The sequence below is a fragment of the Streptomyces sp. NPDC050388 genome (genome assembly GCF_040655635.1).
Lineage (GTDB): Bacteria > Actinomycetota > Actinomycetes > Streptomycetales > Streptomycetaceae > Streptomyces.
Map to the genome: position 1 here is coordinate 1 of NZ_JBFAKH010000051.1, position 21,253 is coordinate 21,253.

Genomic DNA, 21,253 nt, shown 5'->3' on the forward strand with positions numbered 1-21,253 from the left:
ACCGCGGCGGCGTACGGCGCGATCTTCGCCTCGGCCAGCGAGCGGACGGCGTCGCGGAGCATGTCGTGCTCCTCGGACGGGCGGTACAGGTCGAAGTCAGCCGATCCGGCCAAGGTCTCTCACTCCAAAGACGACGAGGGCGACGAGGGCGACGCTCTGATGATGCTAACTACCGTTAAGTAACCCCCATAGTAGAACTCCCGCCCGTACGGACGTACGTGAGTTTGCCGACAACGGGCCGGATCGCCCGCTACGGCGCGCTCGCCGCCCCCGGTTATGCTCGGGCCCGCACTACCTGCCGTATACCCCTTGGAGCACGCATGGCCCTCAGGATCACCGTGATCGGCACCGGTTATCTCGGTGCGACGCACGCCGCGGCCATGGCGGAGCTCGGGTTCGAGGTACTGGGCCTCGATGTCGTGCCGGAGAAGATCGACATGCTCCGGCGGGGCGAGGTCCCGATGTACGAGCCGGGGCTCGAGGAACTGCTGCGCCGGCATGTGGCGGGGATCGAGGGGTCCACCGGCCGGCTGCGGTTCACCATGGACTGGGCCGAGGTCGGGGCGTTCGGCGACGTCCACTTCGTCTGCGTGAACACTCCGCAGCGGCACGGCGAGTACGCCTGCGACATGTCGTACGTCGACTCCGCGTTCGCCTCGCTGGCCCCGCACCTGACCGGCCCCGTGCTGGTCGTCGGCAAGTCGACCGTGCCGGTGGGCTCCGCCGACCGGCTGGCCGCCTACCTGGCCGAGCACGCCCCGGCCGGCGCGGACGCCGAGCTGGCCTGGAACCCGGAGTTCCTGCGCGAGGGCTTCGCGGTCCAGGACACGCTGCACCCGGACCGGATCGTGGCGGGCGTGCGCAGCGAGCGGGCGGAGAAGCTGCTGCGGGAGGTGTACGCCACACCGGTCGGCGAGGGCACCCCGTTCGTGGCGACCGACTTCCCGACCGCGGAGCTGGTGAAGACCTCCGCGAACTCCTTCCTGGCCACCAAGATCTCGTTCATCAACGCCATGGCCGAGCTGTGCGAGGCCACGGGCGGCGACGTGGCCAGGCTGGCGGAGGCCATCGGGTACGACGACCGGATCGGCCCGAAGTTCCTGCGGGCCGGGATCGGTTTCGGCGGCGGGTGCCTGCCGAAGGACATCCGGGCGTTCATGGCACGCGCCGGTGAGCTGGGCGCGGACCAGGCGCTGACCTTCCTGCGGGAGATCGACTCGATCAACATGCGCCAGCGCGGCCGCATGGTGGAGCTGACCCGGCAGGCGCTCGGCGACGGGGCCTTCCTGGGCAAGCGGGTCGCGGTCCTCGGCGCCACCTTCAAGCCGGACTCGGACGACGTACGGGACTCGCCGGCACTGAACGTCGCGGGCCAGATACACCTCCAGGGCGGCCAGGTCACCGTGTACGACCCGAAGGGCATGGACAACGCCCGGCGTCTCTTCCCGACCCTCGGGTACGCGGACTCGGCGCTCGACGCGGTGCGGGGCGCGGACGTGGTGCTGCACCTGACGGAGTGGCGGGAGTTCCGCGAGCTGGACCCGGCGGCGCTGGGCGAGGTCGTGGCGCAGCGGCTGGTCCTGGACGGGCGCAACGCGCTCGACGCCGAGGTGTGGCGCCGGGCCGGCTGGCGCTACCGCGCGATGGGACGCCCCACCGCCTGACGGAGCGAAGGACGCCGGTTCGGCCGAGGCTCAGTCGGCCGAACCGGCGTCCGACTGCATTCTGCACCACCGGGTGGGCCGGGTGGGGCTCCCGGGGCCCGTCGACCGCCGTGCACCCGCCCTCTTCAGGCCCCCTTCGCGCGGTAGCGGCGCATCTTGGCGCGGGCCCCGCACACCTGCATGGAACACCAGCGGCCGCGTCCGGCGGGACTGCGGTCGTAGTACGCCCAGTGGCAGTCGGCGGCCTCGCAGGCCTTCAGCCTGTTCCAGGTGCCCGCCGTGACCGCTTCCGCCACGGCCGCCGCGATCCGTGAGAGCAGGGGCCCCTCGTCGACGGGGGCGAGGGCGGCGGAGCCGTCCGCCGGGTCGACGGTGACCACCAACGGGGCACGCTCGAGCAGCGCGCCGAGCGGGACGACCTCGCGGTGCGGCGGATGGCCGGCGTGGGCGAGCAGGGTCGCGCGCAGCGCCTCGCGCAGCTCGCGTGCCGCCTCGACGCCTGCCGCGTCGTCCTCCGTGAACCCGAAGCGGACGCGGCCGTCAGCCGTGTCCAGCGCGTCGGCGCCCGTCTCCAGGTCGAGCGTGTTGACGAGGCCCTCGACCAGGACCAGCCCACCGGGCGCAGCCGATCTCTCACTCATGTCCGGACGGTACCTCTCGCGTCCCCGTGCTTTCCCCCTTGCGACGTTACTCCCTTTGCTGCAGCATGCAGTAACGGTTACCGGTTACTCGCTTATACAGGTAACCAAGGGATTCGAGGAGGAAGTCATGTCCGTTGCCAAGGTGGGCTCCGTCGTCCTGGACTGCCCCGATCCGCGTGCGCTGGCCGGTTTCTACGCCGAGGTGGTGGGCGGCACGATCGTGGACGAGGGCGACTGGGTGGACCTCCGGGTGCCCGGCGGGTCCACGCTCGCGTTCCAGGCGGCCCCCGGACACGTACCGCCCCGGTGGCCGGCGCCCGACCACTCGCAGCAGTTCCATCTGGACCTGACCGTCGAGGACCTGGACGCCGCAGAGAAGGAGGTGCTGGCGCTCGGCGCGAAGCCGCTGGAGACGGGGGACCGCTCGCGGACCTTCCGGGTGTACGCGGACCCGGCGGGGCATCCGTTCTGCCTGTGCGCCTGCTGAATGCGCCTGCTGGACCGGGAGGATCCATGACCGCGGTGGCCCGCCCGCGGTCCGTCGTCGACTGCCCCGAGTCGCGCGAACCGGGCCGCTTCCACGCGGCCGCAGTGGGCGGCACGCCCGAGGGGCAGGACCCGGACCGGGTGGCGCTCCGGATCCCCGCCGGGCCGCGGCCGACCTTCCGGCGGGCACCCGGGGACGCCCCGCCGGACCGGCCCCGGGCCGGCCACGACTCCCGGCAGTTCCACCTCGGCTTCGACGCGGGCGGCACCTGGGAGGAGGTCGGCGCGGCCGAGCAGCAGGTGCCGGGGGCGCGGGTGCTGGAACGGGAAAGCCCGGAGAAACACGAGAAGTACGACGCGAAGGACTTCCGGGCGTACGCCGATCCGGCGGGGCATCCGTTCTGCCCGTGCCGGATCGAGCAGTTCTGATCGAACAGCACCGACCGACCGAGCGAGCGGGGACGGAAAACGAGAGTGGAGGGCGGGTACGCGCCCGCCCTCCGCCCCCGTTCAGGTGCGCCGGTGCGCTCAGCCGTCGAGTGACTCGATGGTCGCGTGGGACGGCCCGCGGGTCGCCCGGAGCTCCCGGGCCGTGTCCTCGGCGGCGCCCAGTACCCGTACCGCGTTCTGCCAGGTCAGCTTGGCCAGGTCGGACCTGGACCAGCCGCGGTCGTGCAGCTCGGCGATCAGGTTCGGGTAGCCGGAGACGTCGTTCAGGCCGTCCGGGGTGAAGGCGGTGCCGTCGTAGTCGCCGCCGATGCCGAGGTGGTCGACACCGGCCACCTCACGCATGTGGTCCAGGTGGTCGGCGACCGTGGCGACCGTGGCGACCGGGCGCGGACGGCGCTCCTCGAAGGAGGCGTGCACCTTCATCGCCTCCGCGGTGGTCTCCAGGTGGTGGAAACCGTGGGCACGCATGTTCTCGTCGGCCTCGGCCGTCCAGTCGACCGCCGCCTGGAGCACGAACTTCGGTACGAACGTCACCATCGCGACACCGCCGTTGGCGGGCAGCCGCTCCAGTACGTCGTCCGGGATGTTGCGCGGGTGGTCGCAGACCGCGCGGGCGGAGGAGTGGGAGAAGATCACCGGCGCGGACGTGGCGTCCAACGCGTCCCGCATGGTCGTGGCGGCGACGTGCGAGAGGTCGACCAGCATGCCGAGCCGGTTCATCTCGCGGACCACCTCGCGGCCGAACGCCGACAGGCCGCCCACTCCGGGCTCGTCCGTCGCCGAGTCCGCCCAGTCCACGTTGTAGTTGTGGGTGAGGGTCAGGTAGCGCACGCCCAGCTCGTACAACCCGCGCAGGGTGCCGAGGGAGTTGGCGATGGAGTGGCCGCCCTCCGCCCCCATGAGCGAGGCGATACGGCCCTGTCCGCGGGCGGCCTCCATGTCGGCGGCGGTCAGCGCGGGCGCCAGGTCCTCCGGGTGGCGGGCCAGCAACTGCCGTACGCAGTCGATCTGTTCCAGAGTGGCCGGCACCGCGTCGGGCAGGTCCGCGCGGACGTACACCGACCAGAACTGGGCGCCCACGCCGCCCGCGCGCAGCCGGGGGATGTCGGTGTGCAGGTGCGCGGCCTGGTCGTCGGCGATGTTGCGGGCGTCGAGGTCGTAGCGGACCTGTTCGCGCAGTGCCCAGGGCAGGTCGTTGTGCCCGTCCACGACGGGGAAGTCGGCGAGGAGGGCGCGGGCGACGTCGAGTGAGGAACCGTCAGCAGCGTTCACGGGACTCACTTCCCGAAGCCGAAGCCGTTGCCGGAGCCCTCGACCTTGGCCCGCAGGCGCTTGCCCTTCTCCGTGGCCTGGTCGTTGAGGTCCTGCTGGAACTCCCGCATCCGGCCGAGGAGTTCCTCGTCGTGGGCGGCGAGCATGCGGACCGCCAGCAGACCCGCGTTGCGGGCACCGGCCACCGAGACGGTGGCGACCGGGACACCGGCCGGCATCTGCACGATGGAGAGCAGGCTGTCCATGCCGTCGAGGTGCTTCAGCGGCACCGGAACGCCGATGACGGGCAGCGGGGTGACCGAGGCGAGCATGCCGGGCAGATGGGCCGCGCCGCCCGCACCCGCGATGATCACCTTCAGCCCCCGGTCCGCGGCCTGCTCGCCGTAGGCGATCATCTCGCGGGGCATGCGGTGCGCGGAGACGACGTCGACCTCGTGGGCGATCTCGAACTCGTCGAGGGCCTTGGCCGCGGCCTCCATGACGGGCCAGTCGGAGTCCGATCCCATGACGATGCCGACTACGGGGCTGGGGCTCATTCGGTGATCGTGCCTCTCAGGTAGCCGGCTGCGTGACGGGCGCGTTCCAGCACGTCGTCCAGGTCGTCGCCGTAGGTGTTGACGTGGCCGACCTTACGGCCGGGCTTCACGTCCTTGCCGTACATGTGGATCTTCAGCTGGGGGTCGCGGGCCATGCAGTGCAGGTATGCGGAGTACATGTCGGGGTAGTCGCCGCCGAGGACGTTGGCCATGACCGTCCACCTGGCGCGCGGGCGCGGGTCGCCGAGCGGCAGGTCGAGGACGGCGCGGACGTGGTTGGCGAACTGGGAGGTGATCGCGCCGTCCATGGACCAGTGTCCGGAGTTGTGCGGACGCATCGCGAGTTCGTTGACGAGGACGCGCCCGTCGCGGGTCTGGAACAGCTCCACGGCGAGATGGCCGACGACGCCGAGTTCCTTGGCTATGTTCAGCGCCATCTCCTCGGCGCGCAGCGCGAGGGCCTCGTCGAGGTCGGGGGCGGGGGCGATCACCGTGTCGCAGACGCCGTTCACCTGCTGGGACTCGACGACCGGGTAGGCGACGGCCTGGCCGTGCGGGGAGCGGACCACGTTGGCGGCCAGTTCGCGCACGAAGTCGACCTTCTCCTCGGCCAGCACCGGGACGCCGGCCTTGAAGGGCTCGGCGGCCTCCGCGGCGGAGTCGACGACCCACACGCCCTTGCCGTCGTAGCCGCCGCGGACGGTCTTGAGCACGACGGGAAAGCCCTCACCCTCCGCCGCGAACGCGGCCACGTCCTCCGGATCGGTGACGATGCGGTGCCGCGGGCAGGGCACGCCCATCGCGTTGAGCTTCGCGCGCATCACACCCTTGTCCTGGGCGTGCACCAGCGCGTCGGGGCCGGGGCGGACGGGGATGCCGTCGGCCTCCAGCGCCCTGAGGTGCTCGGTGGGCACGTGCTCGTGGTCGAAGGTGATCACGTCGCAGCCGCGCGCGAAGGCGCGCAGCGTGTCCAGGTCGCGGTAGTCGCCGACGACGACATCGCTGACGACCTGCGCCGCGGAATCCTGCGGAGTGTCACTGAGAAGCTTGAACCTGATGCCGAGCGGGATGCCCGCCTCGTGTGTCATACGAGCGAGCTGCCCCCCGCCGACCATGCCGACTACCGGGAACGTCACACCCCCAGGGTATCGGTCGGGCCGCGGTGGCCGATTCCACGGCAGTTTCCGGCCCCCTCGGTGATCAGCCCGTGCCCTTCGGCCTCTCACCGGTCGTTCCCGGACGGTCCGCGGCCGAAAGGACCGTCCGCAGGAAGATCACGAGAAGGGGTGGTTAGCATGGTGTGGTTGACGCCACTCTGACGCCACACCACGGACGGGGGCCGGCACGACCATGGGACGCGGTTCCTCGGGGCCTTCGACAGCCCCGGCCCCGCGCGGCGCCGTGCGGCAGCGCCTCGATCGGCTCGTCCGTGAGGCCGTGAAGTTCGGCGCGGTGGGCGGAGCCGGGCTGTTGGTCAATCTCCTCGTATTCAACCTGGTCCGGCAGGTGACCGACCTCCAGGTGGTGCGAGCGAGCGTCATCGCGACCGTCGTCGCGATCATCTTCAACTACCTGGGCTTCCGCTACTTCACCTACCGGGACCGCGACAAGTCCGGACGCACCAAGGAGATGTCGCTGTTCCTGCTGTTCAGCGTGGTCGGGCTGGTGATCGAGAACGGCCTGCTGTACACGGCGACGTACGGGTTCGGCTGGGACAGCCGGTTGCAGAGCAACATCTTCAAGTTCCTCGGCATCGGCGTCGCCACCCTGTTCCGCTTCTGGTCCTACCGCACATGGGTGTTCCGCGCGCTGCCGGCCCGCGAGCCGGGCACCGGGAGCGCGGGGGCGAAAGTGGGCGCGGGTCCCGTCGCCAGGGGCGGGGCGAAGCCACCTGCCCGGCAGCGCGTGCCGTAGGCGCCGCCGGCCCCGCCTGCCCTCTGTCCTCCTCGGACCGCCCGCTCCGTCGGCTACCTGACCGTGCGGCGGTCGTCGTCCCGGGACTTCCGCGGCGGGGTACGGGACAGGAACAGGCCGAAGACCGGGGGCTTGGCCTGGAGCATCTCCAGTCGGCCGCCGTCCGCCTCCGCGAGGTCCCGGGCGACCGCGAGGCCGATGCCGGTGGAGTTGTGGCCGCTGATCGCCCGTTCGAAGATGCGGGCGCCCAGTTCGGCGGGCACCCCGGGGCCCTCGTCCGTGACCTCCACGACGACCTGGTTGCCGGTGACCCGGGTGCGCAGGGCGACCGTGCCGCCGCCGTGCATGAGCGAGTTCTCGATCAGGGCGGCCAGCACCTGGGCGACCGCGCCCGGTGTGCCCACCGCCCGCAGGTTCCGCTTGCCGGAGCTGACGACGGCGCGGCCGACACTGCGGTAGGCGGGACGCCACTCGGCGAGCTGCTGCTGGATCACCTCGTCGAGTTCGAAGGTGACCGCGGAGCCGTTGCGCGGGTCGCGGGCGTTGGTCAGCAGCCGTTCCACCACGTCCGTGAGGCGTTCCACCTGCGTCAGCGCGATGGCCGCCTCCTCCTTCACCGTGTCCGGGTCGTCGGTGAGGGTGATCTCCTCGAGGCGCATGGACAGGGCGGTGAGGGGGGTGCGCAGCTGGTGGGAGGCGTCGGCGGCCAGTCGCCGTTCCGCGGTCAGCATGCGGGCGATGCGCTCGGCGGAGGAGTCCAGCACGTCCGCGACCCGGTCCAGCTCGGGGACGCCGTACCGCCGGTGGCGGGGGCGCGGGTCGCCCGATCCGAGGCGCTCGGCGGTCTCCGCGAGGTCGGTCAGCGGGGAGGCGAGCCGGTTGGCCTGGCGGACCGCCAGCAGCACCGCGGCGATCACCGCCAGCAGCGCCACCAGCCCGATGATCAGCAGCGTACGGCCGACCTCCCGGGTCACCGAGGAGCGCGGCTCCTGGACGGTGACCGTCTCGCCCTCCTCGCCCGGGGCCGTGGCGCTGATGACGTCGCCCTCCGGCTTGGCGCCCACCTCGATGGGTGCCCTGCCGGGGATGCGGATGACGGCGTAGCGGTCCTCGGTGATCTGGTCGCTCAGGACCTCGGCGGTGACCTTCTCCTCGACGAGCAGTCGGCTGTCGACGATGCTGGCCAGCCGTACGGCCTCGGACTCGACCCGGTCCCTGGCGGTGTCGCTGATGGTGCGGGTCTCCACGATCACCAGGGACACGCCGAAGACGGCGATCACGACGAGCACCACGGCGAGCGTGGACTGGATCAGTCGGCGGCGCATGACCTCTTACCTGAAAGAACCCCCTGCGGTGGCGGGGTTCAGCTCTTCTCGAAGCGGAAACCCACGCCCCGGACGGTCGCGATGTAGCGGGGGTTGGCCGCGTCGTCACCGAGTTTCTTGCGCAGCCAGGAGATGTGCATGTCGAGGGTCTTGGTGGACGACCACCAGGTGGTGTCCCAAACCTCGCGCATCAGCTGGTCGCGGGTGACGACCCGGCCCGCGTCCCGGACCAGGACCCGCAGCAGGTCGAACTCCTTGGCGGTGAGCTGGAGTTCCTCCTCGCCCATCCACGCCCGGTGCGACTCGACGTCGATGCGCACGCCGTGGGTCGCGGGCGGCTGCTGCGGCTCGGTGGCACCGCGCCGCAGCAGGGCCCGTACCCGGGCGAGCAGTTCGGCGAGCCGGAACGGCTTGGTGACGTAGTCGTCGGCGCCGGCGTCCAGACCGACGACGGTGTCCACCTCGTCGGCGCGTGCGGTCAGGATCAGGATGGGAACCGTGTGGCCGTCGGAACGCAGCCGGCGGGCGACCTCCAGACCGTCCATGCCGGGCAGCCCGAGGTCCAGCACCACCAGGTCGATGCCGCCCTGCAGGCCTGCGTCGAGCGCGCTGGGTCCGTCCTCACGCACCTCCACCTCGTAGCCCTCCCGGCGCAGGGCGCGGGCCAGCGGCTCCGAGATGGACGCGTCGTCCTCGGCGAGCAGTACACGGGTCATGCACTGATGGTAGTCCCGCCGCGACACGGTCCGGGGTGTGATCACGGCGGCCGGTTCTTACCGCGCGCACACCTGTTTCTCACTTCGGGGCCCGCGAGAGGGACCTGGAACTGTGGGGTGCGATCCTGAAAAGAACCTTCGAATGAGTGATCACGGTTCCCCCGGGACCTGTGATCCCTGTCTCAAGTCCTTCCATATCGGGCACTGTCCTGCCGTATGGTGAACCAACGCCTGTTGCACCGCGGGGACCTTTGGCGCAGTTGCCGCTGAAGGTCTCTTTTGCGTGCCGGTCGGCTTCCCGCCGGCCTCGTAAGCAATGACCTATGGCCGGGCCGCTACGCACATCGACGCGCGTAGCGGCGTGGATCCCGGTGGTCGCCGTCCCCCGCTCCGTGACCCGGAGCGGATTCCCCAGGGGCGTGGGGTGGACGGCACGGCCCGCCGGTGCCGGCCGCCCCCCACCGGGCGCGTACCCGCTTGCGCTACGCGTCCCGACCAGCAAGGAACGACCATGGCGTCCAGCCTGACGAAGGACTCGGTCTCACCCGGCACCCCCGGCTCCGAGAAGACCTTCTTCGGCCACCCCCGCGGACTGGCCACTCTCTTCATGACCGAGATGTGGGAGCGGTTCTCCTACTACGGCATGCGAGCCCTGCTCCCGCTGTACCTCGTCGCCCCGGGCGGCATGGGCCTGAACGCCGGCACGGCGACGGCCATCTACTCGGTGTACCTGTCGCTGGTGTACCTGCTCACGATGCCGGGCGGCTGGTTCGGCGACCGTGTCCTCGGCCCGCGCAAGACCGTCGCCGTCGCCGGCGCGATCGTCATGCTCGGCCACCTGACGCTGGCCCTGCCGTCCGCCGGGACCTTCTATGCGGGCCTCGGCCTGGTCGCCCTCGGCTCCGGTCTGCTGAAGGCCAACATCTCCACGATGGTCGGCCAGCTCTACGACGGTCCGGACGACCCGCGTCGTGACGGCGGCTTCACCATCTTCTACATGGGCATCAACCTCGGTGCCTTCTTCTCGCCGCTGATCATCGGCACCGTCGGTGAGGGCGTCAGCTGGCACCTGGGCTTCGGGCTCGCCGCGGTCGGCATGGGGCTCGGCCTGCTCCAGTTCCTGCTGGGCAGCCGTCACCTCGCCGCGCACTCCAGCGTCGTGCCCAAGCCGCTGTCCGCCGCGGAGAAGTCCTCCACGCTGCGCAAGGCCGCCCTCTGGGCCGGCGTCGCCGTCGTCGCCTACGCCATCGTCGGCTTCTCCGGCAACTACACCCTGAACTGGATCCTGGTCCCGCTGACGCTGCTCGGTGTGATCATCCCGGTGCTGGTGCTGGTCCGGATCAAGCGCGACCGGACCCTGGACCAGGCCGAGCAGTCGAAGATGTCCGCGTACATCTGGTTCTTCGTGGCCGCGGCCGTCTTCTGGATGATCTACGACCAGGGCGGCTCGACCCTGGCGATCTTCGCCGACTCGTCGGCCGAGAACAGCGTCTTCGGCTGGGAGTTCCCGGTCTCCTGGTACCAGTCGGTCAACCCGGTCCTGATCATGGCGCTGGCCCCGGTCTTCGCCTGGTTCTGGCTGGCGCTGAACCGGCGCGGCAAGGAGCCCAGCACGATCGTGAAGTTCGGCTCCGGTCTGGTGCTGGTCGGCGCGTCCTTCTTCCTGTTCCTCGCCCCGCTGTCCATCGCCGAGGGCGGTCACAAGGCGGCGGCGATGTGGCTGGTGGCGATCTACTTCACGCAGACCGTCGGTGAGCTGCTGCTCTCCCCGGTCGGCCTGTCGGTCACCACGAAGATGGCGCCCGTGAAGTACGCCTCGCAGATGATGGGCGTGTGGTTCCTGGCCGTCACCGCCGGTGACGCCACGACCGGCCTGCTCTCCATCGCCGGCGTCGACCTGAACGGGTCGGGCGTCGTCGCGATGGAGGCCACCCTCGCCGTGGTCGCCGGTGTCGCGGTGTGGATGTACCGCAGCAAGGTCAAGTCGCTCATGGGCGACATCCGCTGACCCGCTGAGCCGGTCGGCTCGCCGACCACCGCCTCGCGACGGAGGGCCCGGCATCCACGTACCTGTGGATGCCGGGCCCTCCGGGCGTTCACGCGGCAGACGGGGCGGCGGGGCGCCGCCGTCCGGTCAGGCGGGTGCCCCGAGTTCCGCCCACACGGTCTTGCCCGCGATGCCCGGGGTGCGTACGACCCCCCAGTCGAGGCAGAGCCGCTGGACGATGAACATGCCGTGGCCACCGGGTCGGCCCGAGCGGTGCGGGGTGCGCGGGGCCGGCTGGCCGGTGCCCCGGTCGGTGACCTCGAGCCGGATCATCTTGTTGTCGTAGACGATGCCCAACTGGTCGGGCCCCTCGGCGTGCAGGCAGGCGTTGGTGACCAGTTCGGACACGACGAGCAGGACGTCCTCGGCGGCGGCCCGCCGGTCGGCGGTGGCGGCGGGCAGCCAGCCCCAGGCGTGCAGCGCCTGGCGGGTGAAGTCGCGGGCGAGGGGCACGACGCCGCTCTGCTCGTCGAAGCTCAGCCGACGGACCTGACGCCCTCCCGGCGAACCCGGTGACCCGGACGACGGCCCCGTCGGCCCGGACGACACGGCCACCTCTCCGGACGCGCTCGCCGTCGGCGCGCCGCCCCCGGGAGCGCCGCTGGGCTCCGGACCGCGGTCGCCCGACGGGTAGGGCCGGGTGGTGCTCATCAGCGCTTCACCTCACCGATTCACCAGTTCATGGTTTCAAAGAATCCGTATTCAGTCAGTCGCACGGTGCGGGATCGCCCGGTTCTCGGTAGCCCCGCGACCATGGCAGCGGACACATCCAGCTTGTCTCCTGCCCCGGTCGCCCCGTGGAACACTTCCGCGTTCGCACGAGGAGGGCGCGACGGCAGGGAGGTGACACGGAGGGTGGTGCGGGGAGGGACACGTCGTGGGACGGGAAGAAAAACGCGCCGGAAGGAGAACGCCGGTCCCGGAACCCGCCCCGGGGTGGCGCCGGCCTGCCCGCGCGGTCATCCGGACTCGTCGACGAGGGCCGCCTCGAGGCTGTCGTGAAGGGTGAACACCGCTTCCGCCCCGGTGATCTCGAACACTCGTGCGACCACGGACTGCATCCCCGCGAGGTGCACCCCGCCCCCTGCGGCCTCCGCCTTCAGCCGGGCGCCGAGCAGTACGTTGAGCCCGGTGGAGTCGCAGAACTCCAGCCGGGAGCAGTCGATGACAAGCCGGTTGAATCCCTTGGCGAGGCAGCCCTCCAGTGGCTCACGCAACAGATCGGCGGTGTGGTGATCCAACTCACCCGCCGGGGTCACGACGGCACTGGGGCCCTCTTCTCGCACCTCGACCAGAAGCCGGCCCGACTGTGCGCTGCCGACCGTCCCGCGGTCCATGCCGCCTCTCTCTCCCATCGATCGTGACTGCTGCTGACGTTGTCGAACATTACGCCCTGCCGCCACGCTTCGACAGCCGAACAATCAGCAGCAAACGGACATATGGCAACAGAACTCACTTGCGATGAGCTCGTGGAAACGGGTAGGGCTAGTAAGGACACGTACCCGACACGGCCGGCTTTGGAGGCGCCGCACACCGCAGTGCACGTAACGGCATCGGCAGCCATATGCCGAGAACGATGGAGGACATCATGTCACCCCGGCTCGACGAATCGCGTACCCAGAAAGCGACGTCGACACTCCCTCCGGAACATCTGGCTCCCATCGAGCAGGACGACATGGGTGTCGTCCCGGACGACGGCCTCCTCGCCGGCCTCCCGGAGATCCCCCCTTATGACGAGGTGGACCCGGTCGACGCGCGGGCGTTGTCCAAGAGCCTCTTCGAGCGGCTGGAATCGCTGGACGAGGGCACCCACGAATATTCGTACGTACGCAACACGCTCGTCGAACTGAACCTGGCCCTGGTCAAGTTCGCCGCCTCCCGGTTCCGCTCGCGCAGCGAGCCGATGGAGGACATCGTCCAGGTCGGTACCATCGGTCTGATCAAGGCGATCGACCGCTTCGAGCTTTCGCGCGGTGTGGAGTTCCCCACCTTCGCGATGCCGACCATCATCGGCGAGATCAAGCGCTTCTTCCGTGACACCTCGTGGTCCGTGCGCGTACCGCGCCGGCTGCAGGAACTCCGGCTCGACCTGGCCAAGGCCGGCGACGAGTTGGCCCAGCAGCTCGACCGGTCCCCGACCGTGGCCGAACTGGCCGAGCGCCTGGGCATCTCCAAGGACGAGGTCGTCGAAGGCATGGCGGCGTCGAACGCCTACACCGCCTCCTCGCTGGACGCGCAACCGGAGGAGAACGACGTCGAGGGCGCGCTGGCGGACCGGATCGGTTACGAGGACCACGGACTCGAAGGGATCGAGTACGTCGAGTCGTTGAAGCCGCTGATCGCCGAACTGCCGCCGCGCGACCGCACGATCCTCTCGCTGCGCTTCGTCGCCGGAATGACCCAGTCGGAGATCGGCGAGGAGCTGGGCATCTCCCAGATGCACGTCTCCCGGCTGCTGTCGCGCACGCTGGCGCGGCTGCGCAAGGGGCTGACCGTGGAGGAATGACGGTCGAGGGTCGACGGGGCCGCGCCCCGCGCCCTGTCGGCGCTCGGTGCCCGCAAGGGGCGTCCGGCGCCGACAGGGCGCGGGGCGCGACGCGTTACCTGCGGTCACCCCTTTCCCCGCGGGCCTTCTTCCTCCACTATGGGCACGCCCAGACCGGCTGGTATGTCAGGACGACGGGTCCGCCGGACAGGGCCAGGGCCTGTCCGGCGGATCAGGTCCCAGGAAATCGACGGTGCCTTGTCGGCGTGGGTGAGCGAGGGCTGGTGCGTCCAGCTGCAAGGCGGAGGAGGAGTCGACGCGATGGGGGTCCCCCCTGCTCGAGCTCGTCGAGAGCTCGGGGGAGTCGGCGACCGACGACGCCGCTGGGGGTCCCCCCTGCTCGAAGAGCTTGGGGGAGGGCCCACCAGCCCCCGCGTCTGCGACATGATCCGACGGACAGGCCCTTAGGAGGCGGTGCATGGATCGGGGCGAGGAGGCCGTCAACGGTGACGGGCTCGGCGACGGACACCCGGGTGCGCACGCGGGCGCGTCCGACATCTGGCTGACCGAATCGCTGCGCGCCGACACCTCGGCCGCGTACTCGGCGCTTCAGGAACTCCGCGCCCGGCACGGCCCGTCCGTGCTCTCCTACGCCCGCCAGTGCACCACGGGCGACTCCGGCGCGCGTCAACTCGCCGCGCAGGCCTTCACGGACGCCGCCCGCGAGACCGCCCGCGGTACCGATCCCGGCGGCCCCCTGCGCCACCGACTCCTGCTGCTGACCGCCCGGGCGGCAGCGACCTGGGCCGCCGACGGACGGGCCGGCGGGCTCGACGCCGGACTGCACCTCGTACTGAGTTCGTCCGGTCCCGACGGCCCGGTCCCGTCCATGCTCGCCGCCTTCCGGACGCTGCCGTACCGGGCGCAGGGCCTCATCTGGTACGGCATCGTGGAACAGGAACCCGCGCACCGTACGGCGACGCTCCTCGGCCTCACCCCTCAGGACGTGACCTACGGCACCCGGCCCGCGCTGGAGTCGCTGGCCCGGGCCTGTCTGCGGTCCCGGCTGGCCGCCTCGGACGATCCCCGGTGCGTCGACTTCCGCCGGCTCATCGAGGAGTCGGTACGGTCCGACGGCCTCCGCGCCGGCGCCGACCTGAACACCCACATGGCCCGCTGCGGGTACTGCGCCGCGGCCCACGAGGAACAGCGCGCCCTGCGGGAGGCACCGCGCACCACCCTGGCCGAGGGGCTGCTGCCGTGGGCGGGCACGTCGTACGCCGCCCCCCTGCCGGGGCCCGCCGAGCCGTCCGCCGCCCCCGGTGCCCCGGTCGGGACGTGGCCGCTGTCCCGGCGTCTGGTGCTGGCCTCGACGGCGCTCGGCGTGGCCGTGGTGCCGCTGCTGCTCCTGCTGTTGTCACCGGGCGGCACACCGGCCGAGCACGCCTCACGACCGGGCCCCACCCTGGCGGTCCCACCGCCGGTGACCGTGACCGCCACCCCCTCACCTCCCCCCACCGCGTCCGCGACGCACTCCCCCGCACCGTCCCCCACGAAGACCGGGAAGCCCGACCCGCCGGACACCCCGCACCCCACGCCGTCCCCGACACCGCCCCCCACGCCGTCCGCCACGCCCGCGTACCCGCCGCCGGGCGGCGCGTACGCGCAGGTGGTGAATCTGGCGTCGGGCCTGTGCCTAGACATCGACGGTGACCTGGAGAACCGCACGGACGTGGTCACGGCACCCTGTGACTCCTCCCGCTCCCAGCGGTGGCGGGTCGACGCGGAGCGCGGTGTGCTGCAGTCCTACGCCGACTCCGACTACTGCCTGGACAGCCGTGGCGCGGTGGACCGGGGGGTCGGCATCTGGGAGTGCGACTCGGTGCACGGGCGCAACGGACAGAACCTGCGCTTCGCCGTCGACGCCCGTGGGGTGATCCGCCCGGCCATCGCGCCGGGCCATGCGGTGACGCCGGCCGGGGGCGACTCGGTGTCCCTGGCCGGGGAGGCGGGACGGGCGGATCAGCGGTGGCGGGCCGGGGCCTGAGCGGCCCGCCGGTCAGAGCACGCGGACGCCGCGCCGCCACACTCCGCCGACCAGCGGGACGCCGGGGCGGTAGGCCAGGTGGACATGGCTCGGGGCGTCGAGGAGGACGAGGTCGGCGCGGGCGCCGGGAGTGAGACGGCCGATGTCGGTGCGCCGCAGGGCCGCGGCGCCGCCCGCGGTGGCCGACCAGAGGGCCTCGTCGGGCGTCATCCCCATGTCCCGCACGGCGAGCGCGATGCAGAACGGCACCGAGGACGTGAAGGACGAGCCCGGGTTGCAGTCCGTGGACAGCGCGACGGTGACGCCCGCGTCGAGCAGCCGACGGGTGTCCGGCCATTCGGCCCGGGTGGAGAACTCGGCGCCCGGCAGCAGGGTCGCCACCGTGCGGCTGTTGGCCAGGGCGTCGACGTCCGTGTCGGTGAGGTGGGTGCAGTGGTCGGCGCTGGCCGCGTCGAGTTCGACGGCGAGTCGGACGCCGGGACCGTGGGAGAGCTGGTTGGCGTGGACGCGCGGGTGCAGGCCCTTCGCCCTGCCCGCGGTGAGGACGGCGCGCGCCTGGTCGCCGTCGAAGGCGCCCTCCTCGCAGAAGACGTCGATCCAGCGGGCGTGCGGCGCGCAGGCGTCCAGCATCGCGCCGGTGACCAGGGCGACGTAGCCGGCCGGGTCGTCGGCGTACTCGGGGGCGACGACGTGGGCGCCGAGGTAGGTGACCTCATCGGTGTGGCGAGCGGCCAGCCGCAGGGCGCGGGCCTCGTCCTCGGCGGTGAGGCCGTAGCCCGACTTGGTCTCGAGGGTGGTGGTGCCCTGGCGGAGCGCCTCGGTGAGGAGGCGGGTCAGGTTCGCCTCCAGTTCCGCGTCGCTCGCGGCCCGGGTGGCGGCGACGGTGGTGCGGATGCCGCCCGCGCTGTAGGGGAGGCCGGACATCCGGGCGTTGAACTCGTCGGTGCGGTCGCCCGCGAAGACCAGGTGGGAGTGCGAGTCGACGAAGCCCGGGATCACCGCCCGGCCCTCGGCGTCGACCCGGTTGTCAGTGGCGGGTGCTTTGCTTGTTTCACCGGTCCACACGATGCGGTCGCCGTCCATGACGACGGCCGCGTCCCGGACCGGACCGAGGGGAGAGTCGCCGAGGGAGGGGTCGTTGGTGACCAGCGTGGCGATGTTGACGATGGCGGTGCTGCTCATGGCGTCCTCGTGGGTGGCGGCGGTCGCGGGGCCGGGGGGCGTCCTCGGGCGCTCGATGTCCAGGCGCTCGTTGCCCAGTCGTTCGACGTTCAGTCGCTCAGTGCCTCGATCGCCTGCGCGAGGGCGTGCGGCACATCGGGGACGAGGGTGTGCACCCCGTCGCGTACGACGTGCCGGCCGGCCACGATCGTGTGCCGTACGTCGGCCGCCGTCGCGGCGAATACGGCCGTCTCGGCGCCGAGTCGGGGCGGTGGCCCGGCGGTTCTGACCGACTCCAGCGTGAGGGTGGTCAGGTCGGCGAGCGCTCCGGGCTCGATGGTGCCCGCCCGCTCCCAGCCGAGTGCGGCGTGGCCGTCGGCGGTGGCCGCCCGCAGCAGGGCGTTCGCCGTCCAGTGGCCGCGGGTGCGGGTGCGCAGGCGCTCGTTGAGCTCCAGGGCGCGCGCCTCCTCCAGCAGGTCGATGACGGCGTGGCTGTCCGAGCCGAGGGAGAGCGGGGAGCCCCGGCGCTGGAGGGAGGCGGCGGGGCCGATGCCGTCGCCGAGGTCGCGTTCGGTGGTGGGGCACATGCAGGTGCCGGTGCCGCTGCCGCCGATCAGTGCCATGTCCTGGTCGGTGAGGTGCGTGTTGTGGATGCCGGTGGTGCGCGGTCCGAGCACGCCGTGGTCGGCGAGGAGGCGGGCCGGGGTGCGGCCGTGCGCCTCCTGGCAGGCCTCGTTCTCGGCGGTCTGCTCCGACAGGTGCACATGCAGCGGGGCCCGCCGCTCCTCGGCCCAGCGTGCCACGGTCGCCAGCTGACGGGCGGGCACGGCCCGTACGGAGTGGATGGCGGCACCGATCCGCGCGTGATCCCGTTCCTTGAGAACCGCGCAGCGTTCCGCCCATGCCTCGGCGGTGCCGTCGGAGAAGCGGAGTTGGTGGGTTCCCGGCGGCTCGCCGAAGCCGGCGGACAGATAGGCGGTGTCGAGGAGGGTGATGCGGATGCCGGCCTCGGCGGCGGCCGCGATGAGGGCCTCGCCCATGGCGTTGGGGTCGGCGTAGCGGGTGCCGCCGGGCGCGTGGTGGACGTAGTGGAACTCGCCGACGGCGGTGATGCCGGCGAGGGCCATCTCGGCGTACACGGCGCGGGCGAGCCGGTGGTAGTTCTCGGGGGTGAGCCGGTCGGCGACCGAGTACATGACCTCGCGCCAGGTCCAGAAAGTTCCGGAGCCCACCTGGACGGTGCCGCGCAGCGCGCGGTGGAAGGCATGGCTGTGGGCGTTGGCCAGGCCGGGGAGCGTCAGGCCGCGCAGCGCCTCGGCGCCGTGCGGCGGGGCGGGTGTCCCCGGGCGGACGGCGGTGATGCGCCCGTCCGCGACCTCGACGGCGACGCCCGGCTCGACATGGGTGTTGAGCCAGGCGTGCTCCAGCCAGTACGTCCGTGGGGTGGTCATGTGCGAGCCAGTCCTTCCAGTACGTCGGCGAGGGCGAGCACCCCGGCCACGCAGTCGTCCTCGTCGGCGTGCTCGGCCGGGGAGTGCGAGACGCCTGTGGGGTTGCGCACGAACATCATGGCGGTCGGGATGCTTCCGGAGAGGATTCCGGCGTCGTGTCCGGCACCGGTGCCGAGGACGGGGACAGGCGCCGCGCGGTCACGGCCCAGGATGCGGGCGAGTTCGTCACGCAGGGCGTGGTCGAACTCGACGACGGGCGTGCGGGACTCGCGGACCACGTCCAGTTCCACGCCGTGGGCGGCGGCGTGCTCGCGGGCCGCCTTCTCCACCGCGTCGACCACGGCGTCCAGGCTCGGCTGGTCGACCGCGCGGGAGTCGAGCCAGCCGCGCACCAGGGAGGGGATGGCGTTGACACCGTTCGGTTCCACGGCGATCTTGCCGAAGGTGGCGACGGCACCGGCGAGTTCGGCCTCGCGGCGGGCGGCCAGTACGGTCTCGGCGTACGGCAGCATGGGGTCGCGGCGGTCGGCGAGGCGGGTGGTGCCGGCGTGGTTGGCCTCCCCGCGGAAGTCGAACCGCCAGCGGCCGTGCGGCCAGATGGCGCCGGCGATGCCGACCCGGTCGCCGGACAGGTCGAGGGCCCGGCCCTGTTCGACATGCAGTTCGACGAAGGCGCCGATGCGGGCGAGCCGTTCGGGATCGGGGCCGATGGCGTCGGGGTCGTGTCCGGCGGCCTCCATCGCCCGGGGCAGGGTGGTCCCGTCGCCGTCGGTGAGGCGGTGCGCCTGCGCGCGGGTGAGCCGGCCGGCGGTGAGCCGCGAGCCGACGCAGGCGAGCCCGAAGCGGGCGCCCTCCTCGTCACCGAAGTTGACGATGCCGAGGGGGCGGCTGAGCGACGTTCCTCTCCGGCGCAGTTCATCGAGGGCGGCGAAGGCGGAGACGACTCCGAGGGGCCCGTCGAAGGCGCCGCCGTCCGGCACGGAGTCCAGGTGGGACCCGGTGACGACGGCGTCCCCGTCGGCGGGGTCGCCCAGCCAGGCCCACTGGTTCCCGTTCCGGTCCACTTCGTGGCGCAGCCCCCGCAGTTCGGCCTGGGTGGCGAACCAGGCCCGGCACTCGGCGTCGGCGCCGGTCCAGGCGTACCGCCGGTAGCCGCCGGTGCCGGGGTGGCGGCCGAGGGGGAGCAGTTCGCGCCACATCGCCTGGAAGGTGGGGGGCGGGGCCGACGGGGTCGGTGGGGTCAGCGGGCTCGTCGCCGTGGCCGGTGGGGCCGGTGCGGCGCCGTGGGTCCCGCTCTCGTCGTGGGTCACGCGCTCTCACCCTCACCCTCACGGCCCTCGTGACCCTCGTGACCTTCGCGACCCTCGTGCCCTTCGCGCATCGGCACGCGCACCCCTCGCTCCGACGCCACCGAGTCCGCGATGTCGTATCCGGCGTCCACGTGCCGGATGACGCCCATTCCGGGGTCGTTGGTCAGCACCCGCCGGATCTTCTCGCCGGCCAGACGGGTGCCGTCGGCGACCGTCACCTGGCCGGCGTGCAGGGAACGGCCCATGCCGACCCCGCCGCCGTGGTGGACGGACACCCAGGAGGCCCCGGACGCCACGTTCACCATCGCGTTGAGCAGGGGCCAGTCGGCGATCGCGTCGGACCCGTCGAGCATGGCCTCGGTCTCGCGGTACGGGGAGGCGACGGAGCCGCAGTCGAGGTGGTCGCGGCCGATGACCACGGGGGCGGACAGCTCGCCGCTCGCGACCATCTCGTTGAACCGCTCGCCGGCCTTGTCCCGCTCGCCGTATCCGAGCCAGCAGATGCGCGCGGGCAGGCCCTGGAAGTGGACGCGTTCACCGGCCAGTCGGATCCAGCGGGCCAGGGACTCGTTCTCCGGGAACAGCTCGAGGACGGCCCGGTCGGTCTTCGCGATGTCGGCGGGGTCGCCGGACAGGGCGGCCCAGCGGAAGGGGCCCCTGCCCTCGCAGAACAGCGGGCGGATGTAGGCGGGGACGAAGCCGGGGAAGGCGAAGGCCCGGTCGTATCCGGCGAGTTCGGCCTCGCCCCGGATGGAGTTGCCGTAGTCGAAGACCTCGGCTCCGGCGTCCATGAAGCCGACCATCGCCTCGACGTGCCGGGCCATGGACCGGCGGGCGCGGGTGGTGAAGCCGGCCGGGTCCTTGGCGGCGGCGTCGGCCATGTCCTCGAAGGCGACCCCGGCGGGCAGGTAGGCCAGCGGGTCGTGGGCGGAGGTCTGGTCGGTGACGATGTCGACGGGGGCACCCAGGGCGAGGAGTTGCGGGAGCACCTCGGCGGCGTTGCCGAGGACGCCGATCGACAGCGGTCGGCGGGCGTCGCGGGCCTCGGTGGCCAGCCGCAGGGCGTGGTCGAGGGAGTCGGCCCGCACGTCCAGGTACCGGTGCTCGATGCGGCGGTCGATGGCGCGGGGGTCGCAGTCGACGCAGATCGCGACGCCGTCGTTCATGGTGACGGCGAGCGGCTGGGCACCGCCCATGCCGCCGAGGCCGGCGGTCAGGGTGATGGTCCCGGCGAGGGTGCCGCCGAACTTCTTGGCGGCGACGGCGGCGAACGTCTCGTAGGTGCCCTGGAGGATGCCCTGGGTGCCGATGTAGATCCAGGAGCCGGCGGTCATCTGCCCGTACATGGTCAGGCCGAGGGCCTCCAGGCGGCGGAACTCCTCCCAGTTGGCCCAGTCGCCGACGAGGTTGGAGTTGGCGATGAGGACGCGCGGGGCCCATTCGTGGGTCTGCATGACGCCGACGGGACGGCCGGACTGGACGAGCATCGTCTCGTCCTGCTTCAGGGTCCTGAGGGTGCGGACCATGGCGTCGAAGGAGCGCCAGTCGCGGGCCGCCTTCCCGGTGCCGCCGTAGACGACGAGTTGGTCGGGGTGTTCGGCGACCTCCGGGTCGAGGTTGTTCTGCAGCATGCGCAGAGCGGCTTCCTGGGGCCAGCCCAGGGCGCTCGGTCCGGTGCCGCGCGGCGCTCGGACGACTCGGGGTCCTGACATGGTCCGCCTCCTGGTGACGTGCTCCCGCCCTTACCG

19 protein-coding genes are annotated in these 21,253 nt (G+C 71.9%); 7 read left to right on the forward strand and 12 right to left on the reverse strand.

Annotated features, from left to right (window positions below; all coding sequences use genetic code 11):
• Window positions 1–320 precede the first annotated feature (320 nt).
• Window positions 321–1,664 (forward strand): UDP-glucose/GDP-mannose dehydrogenase family protein, encoded by a 1,344-nt coding sequence (locus AB0I73_RS26245; protein WP_363041224.1) that lies wholly within the window; start codon window positions 321–323, stop codon window positions 1,662–1,664.
• A gap of 125 nt (window positions 1,665–1,789) precedes the next feature.
• On the opposite strand, the gene AB0I73_RS26250 is transcribed toward AB0I73_RS26245, so the two are convergent.
• Entirely contained in the window at window positions 1,790–2,305 is a 516-nt protein-coding gene (locus AB0I73_RS26250) for a CGNR zinc finger domain-containing protein (protein WP_363041226.1), read from the reverse strand.
• Window positions 2,306–2,432: 127 nt separating this feature from the next.
• Between AB0I73_RS26250 and AB0I73_RS26255 the strand changes: the two genes are divergently transcribed.
• Together AB0I73_RS26255 and AB0I73_RS26260 are read left to right on the forward strand one after the other, a co-directional pair.
• The gene (locus AB0I73_RS26255) at window positions 2,433–2,792 is read left to right on the forward strand and encodes a VOC family protein (protein ID WP_363041227.1); all 360 of its coding nucleotides are present in this window, start codon (window positions 2,433–2,435) and stop codon (window positions 2,790–2,792) included.
• Between the two features lie 26 nt (window positions 2,793–2,818).
• Window positions 2,819–3,220 (forward strand): VOC family protein, encoded by a 402-nt coding sequence (locus tag AB0I73_RS26260; RefSeq protein WP_363041229.1) that lies wholly within the window; start codon window positions 2,819–2,821, stop codon window positions 3,218–3,220.
• A 99-nt stretch (window positions 3,221–3,319) separates the two neighbouring features.
• On the opposite strand, the gene AB0I73_RS26265 is transcribed toward AB0I73_RS26260, so the two are convergent.
• The 3 genes from AB0I73_RS26265 to AB0I73_RS26275 are packed head-to-tail and all read right to left on the reverse strand — an operon-like array spanning window position 3,320 to window position 6,185.
• Window positions 3,320–4,513: a dipeptidase gene (locus tag AB0I73_RS26265; RefSeq protein WP_363041231.1), complete on the reverse strand. Its 1,194-nt coding sequence runs from the start codon at window positions 4,511–4,513 to the stop codon at window positions 3,320–3,322.
• A gap of 5 nt (window positions 4,514–4,518) precedes the next feature.
• Window positions 4,519–5,049: a 5-(carboxyamino)imidazole ribonucleotide mutase gene (gene purE / locus AB0I73_RS26270; RefSeq protein ID WP_363041233.1), complete on the reverse strand. Its 531-nt coding sequence runs from the start codon at window positions 5,047–5,049 to the stop codon at window positions 4,519–4,521.
• Window positions 5,046–6,185, reverse strand: a complete 1,140-nt coding sequence (locus tag AB0I73_RS26275) for a 5-(carboxyamino)imidazole ribonucleotide synthase (protein ID WP_363041235.1) — start codon at window positions 6,183–6,185, stop codon at window positions 5,046–5,048. The genes purE and AB0I73_RS26275 overlap by 4 nt, the downstream gene beginning before the upstream one ends.
• A gap of 214 nt (window positions 6,186–6,399) precedes the next feature.
• Here AB0I73_RS26275 and AB0I73_RS26280 point away from each other — a divergent pair, with 214 nt between their 5' ends.
• Entirely contained in the window at window positions 6,400–6,963 is a 564-nt protein-coding gene (locus AB0I73_RS26280) for a GtrA family protein (protein ID WP_363041237.1), read from the forward strand.
• Window positions 6,964–7,016: 53 nt separating this feature from the next.
• Here AB0I73_RS26280 and AB0I73_RS26285 read toward each other — a convergent pair whose 3' ends face one another.
• Window positions 7,017–8,288, reverse strand: coding sequence for an ATP-binding protein (locus AB0I73_RS26285; protein ID WP_363041239.1), 1,272 nt, complete (start codon window positions 8,286–8,288; stop codon window positions 7,017–7,019).
• A gap of 38 nt (window positions 8,289–8,326) precedes the next feature.
• Window positions 8,327–9,004, reverse strand: coding sequence for a response regulator transcription factor (locus tag AB0I73_RS26290; protein WP_109383624.1), 678 nt, complete (start codon window positions 9,002–9,004; stop codon window positions 8,327–8,329).
• 511 nt (window positions 9,005–9,515) lie between these two features.
• On the opposite strand from AB0I73_RS26290, the gene AB0I73_RS26295 reads away from it, so the two are divergent.
• Complete coding sequence (locus AB0I73_RS26295; RefSeq protein WP_363041241.1) at window positions 9,516–11,012, forward strand: oligopeptide:H+ symporter; 1,497 nt, start codon at window positions 9,516–9,518, stop codon at window positions 11,010–11,012.
• A 126-nt stretch (window positions 11,013–11,138) separates the two neighbouring features.
• On the opposite strand, the gene AB0I73_RS26300 is transcribed toward AB0I73_RS26295, so the two are convergent.
• Window positions 11,139–11,702: an ATP-binding protein gene (locus AB0I73_RS26300; protein ID WP_363041243.1), complete on the reverse strand. Its 564-nt coding sequence runs from the start codon at window positions 11,700–11,702 to the stop codon at window positions 11,139–11,141.
• 308 nt (window positions 11,703–12,010) lie between these two features.
• Window positions 12,011–12,388, reverse strand: a complete 378-nt coding sequence (locus AB0I73_RS26305) for an STAS domain-containing protein (protein WP_363041245.1) — start codon at window positions 12,386–12,388, stop codon at window positions 12,011–12,013.
• A gap of 239 nt (window positions 12,389–12,627) precedes the next feature.
• Here AB0I73_RS26305 and AB0I73_RS26310 point away from each other — a divergent pair, with 239 nt between their 5' ends.
• Together AB0I73_RS26310 and AB0I73_RS26315 are read left to right on the forward strand one after the other, a co-directional pair.
• On the forward strand, window positions 12,628–13,557 hold the full coding sequence (locus AB0I73_RS26310) for an RNA polymerase sigma factor SigF (protein WP_363041247.1): 930 nt from the start codon (window positions 12,628–12,630) through the stop codon (window positions 13,555–13,557).
• 457 nt (window positions 13,558–14,014) lie between these two features.
• Window positions 14,015–15,583 carry a ricin-type beta-trefoil lectin domain protein gene (locus AB0I73_RS26315; RefSeq protein ID WP_363041249.1) on the forward strand — a complete coding sequence of 523 codons (1,569 nt, stop codon included), beginning with the start codon at window positions 14,015–14,017 and terminating at the stop codon, window positions 15,581–15,583.
• 12 nt (window positions 15,584–15,595) lie between these two features.
• On the opposite strand, the gene hutI is transcribed toward AB0I73_RS26315, so the two are convergent.
• The 4 genes from hutI to hutU all read right to left on the reverse strand — a co-directional run bounded on the left by hutI (window position 15,596) and on the right by hutU (window position 21,217).
• Entirely contained in the window at window positions 15,596–16,765 is a 1,170-nt protein-coding gene (hutI, locus tag AB0I73_RS26320) for an imidazolonepropionase (protein ID WP_363041251.1), read from the reverse strand.
• 89 nt (window positions 16,766–16,854) lie between these two features.
• Window positions 16,855–18,195, reverse strand: coding sequence for a formimidoylglutamate deiminase (locus AB0I73_RS26325; protein WP_363041253.1), 1,341 nt, complete (start codon window positions 18,193–18,195; stop codon window positions 16,855–16,857).
• Window positions 18,192–19,394, reverse strand: a complete 1,203-nt coding sequence (locus AB0I73_RS26330) for an allantoate amidohydrolase (RefSeq protein ID WP_363041309.1) — start codon at window positions 19,392–19,394, stop codon at window positions 18,192–18,194. Before AB0I73_RS26330 ends, AB0I73_RS26325 begins: the two co-directional genes overlap by 4 nt.
• A gap of 107 nt (window positions 19,395–19,501) precedes the next feature.
• On the reverse strand, window positions 19,502–21,217 hold the full coding sequence (gene hutU, locus AB0I73_RS26335) for a urocanate hydratase (RefSeq protein ID WP_363041255.1): 1,716 nt from the start codon (window positions 21,215–21,217) through the stop codon (window positions 19,502–19,504).
• Window positions 21,218–21,253 lie beyond the last annotated feature (36 nt).

Bases quoted from the DNA above. Each gene is read 5' to 3' on its own strand.
- AB0I73_RS26325 (WP_363041253.1), bottom strand. From the start codon at position 18,195: ATGACCACCCCACGGACGTACTGGCTGGAGCACGCCTGGCTCAACACC.
- hutI (WP_363041251.1), bottom strand. From the start codon at position 16,765: ATGAGCAGCACCGCCATCGTCAACATCGCCACGCTGGTCACCAACGAC.
- AB0I73_RS26280 (WP_363041237.1), top strand. From the start codon at position 6,400: ATGGGACGCGGTTCCTCGGGGCCTTCGACAGCCCCGGCCCCGCGCGGC.
- AB0I73_RS26315 (WP_363041249.1), top strand. From the start codon at position 14,015: ATGGATCGGGGCGAGGAGGCCGTCAACGGTGACGGGCTCGGCGACGGA.
- AB0I73_RS26285 (WP_363041239.1), bottom strand. From the start codon at position 8,288: ATGCGCCGCCGACTGATCCAGTCCACGCTCGCCGTGGTGCTCGTCGTG.
- AB0I73_RS26295 (WP_363041241.1), top strand. From the start codon at position 9,516: ATGGCGTCCAGCCTGACGAAGGACTCGGTCTCACCCGGCACCCCCGGC.
- purE (WP_363041233.1), bottom strand. From the start codon at position 5,049: ATGAGCCCCAGCCCCGTAGTCGGCATCGTCATGGGATCGGACTCCGAC.
- AB0I73_RS26255 (WP_363041227.1), top strand. From the start codon at position 2,433: ATGTCCGTTGCCAAGGTGGGCTCCGTCGTCCTGGACTGCCCCGATCCG.
- AB0I73_RS26260 (WP_363041229.1), top strand. From the start codon at position 2,819: ATGACCGCGGTGGCCCGCCCGCGGTCCGTCGTCGACTGCCCCGAGTCG.
- AB0I73_RS26290 (WP_109383624.1), bottom strand. From the start codon at position 9,004: ATGACCCGTGTACTGCTCGCCGAGGACGACGCGTCCATCTCGGAGCCG.
- AB0I73_RS26330 (WP_363041309.1), bottom strand. From the start codon at position 19,394: ATGTGGCGCGAACTGCTCCCCCTCGGCCGCCACCCCGGCACCGGCGGC.
- AB0I73_RS26305 (WP_363041245.1), bottom strand. From the start codon at position 12,388: ATGGACCGCGGGACGGTCGGCAGCGCACAGTCGGGCCGGCTTCTGGTC.
- AB0I73_RS26250 (WP_363041226.1), bottom strand. From the start codon at position 2,305: ATGAGTGAGAGATCGGCTGCGCCCGGTGGGCTGGTCCTGGTCGAGGGC.
- AB0I73_RS26310 (WP_363041247.1), top strand. From the start codon at position 12,628: ATGGAGGACATCATGTCACCCCGGCTCGACGAATCGCGTACCCAGAAA.
- AB0I73_RS26300 (WP_363041243.1), bottom strand. From the start codon at position 11,702: ATGAGCACCACCCGGCCCTACCCGTCGGGCGACCGCGGTCCGGAGCCC.
- hutU (WP_363041255.1), bottom strand. From the start codon at position 21,217: ATGTCAGGACCCCGAGTCGTCCGAGCGCCGCGCGGCACCGGACCGAGC.
- AB0I73_RS26245 (WP_363041224.1), top strand. From the start codon at position 321: ATGGCCCTCAGGATCACCGTGATCGGCACCGGTTATCTCGGTGCGACG.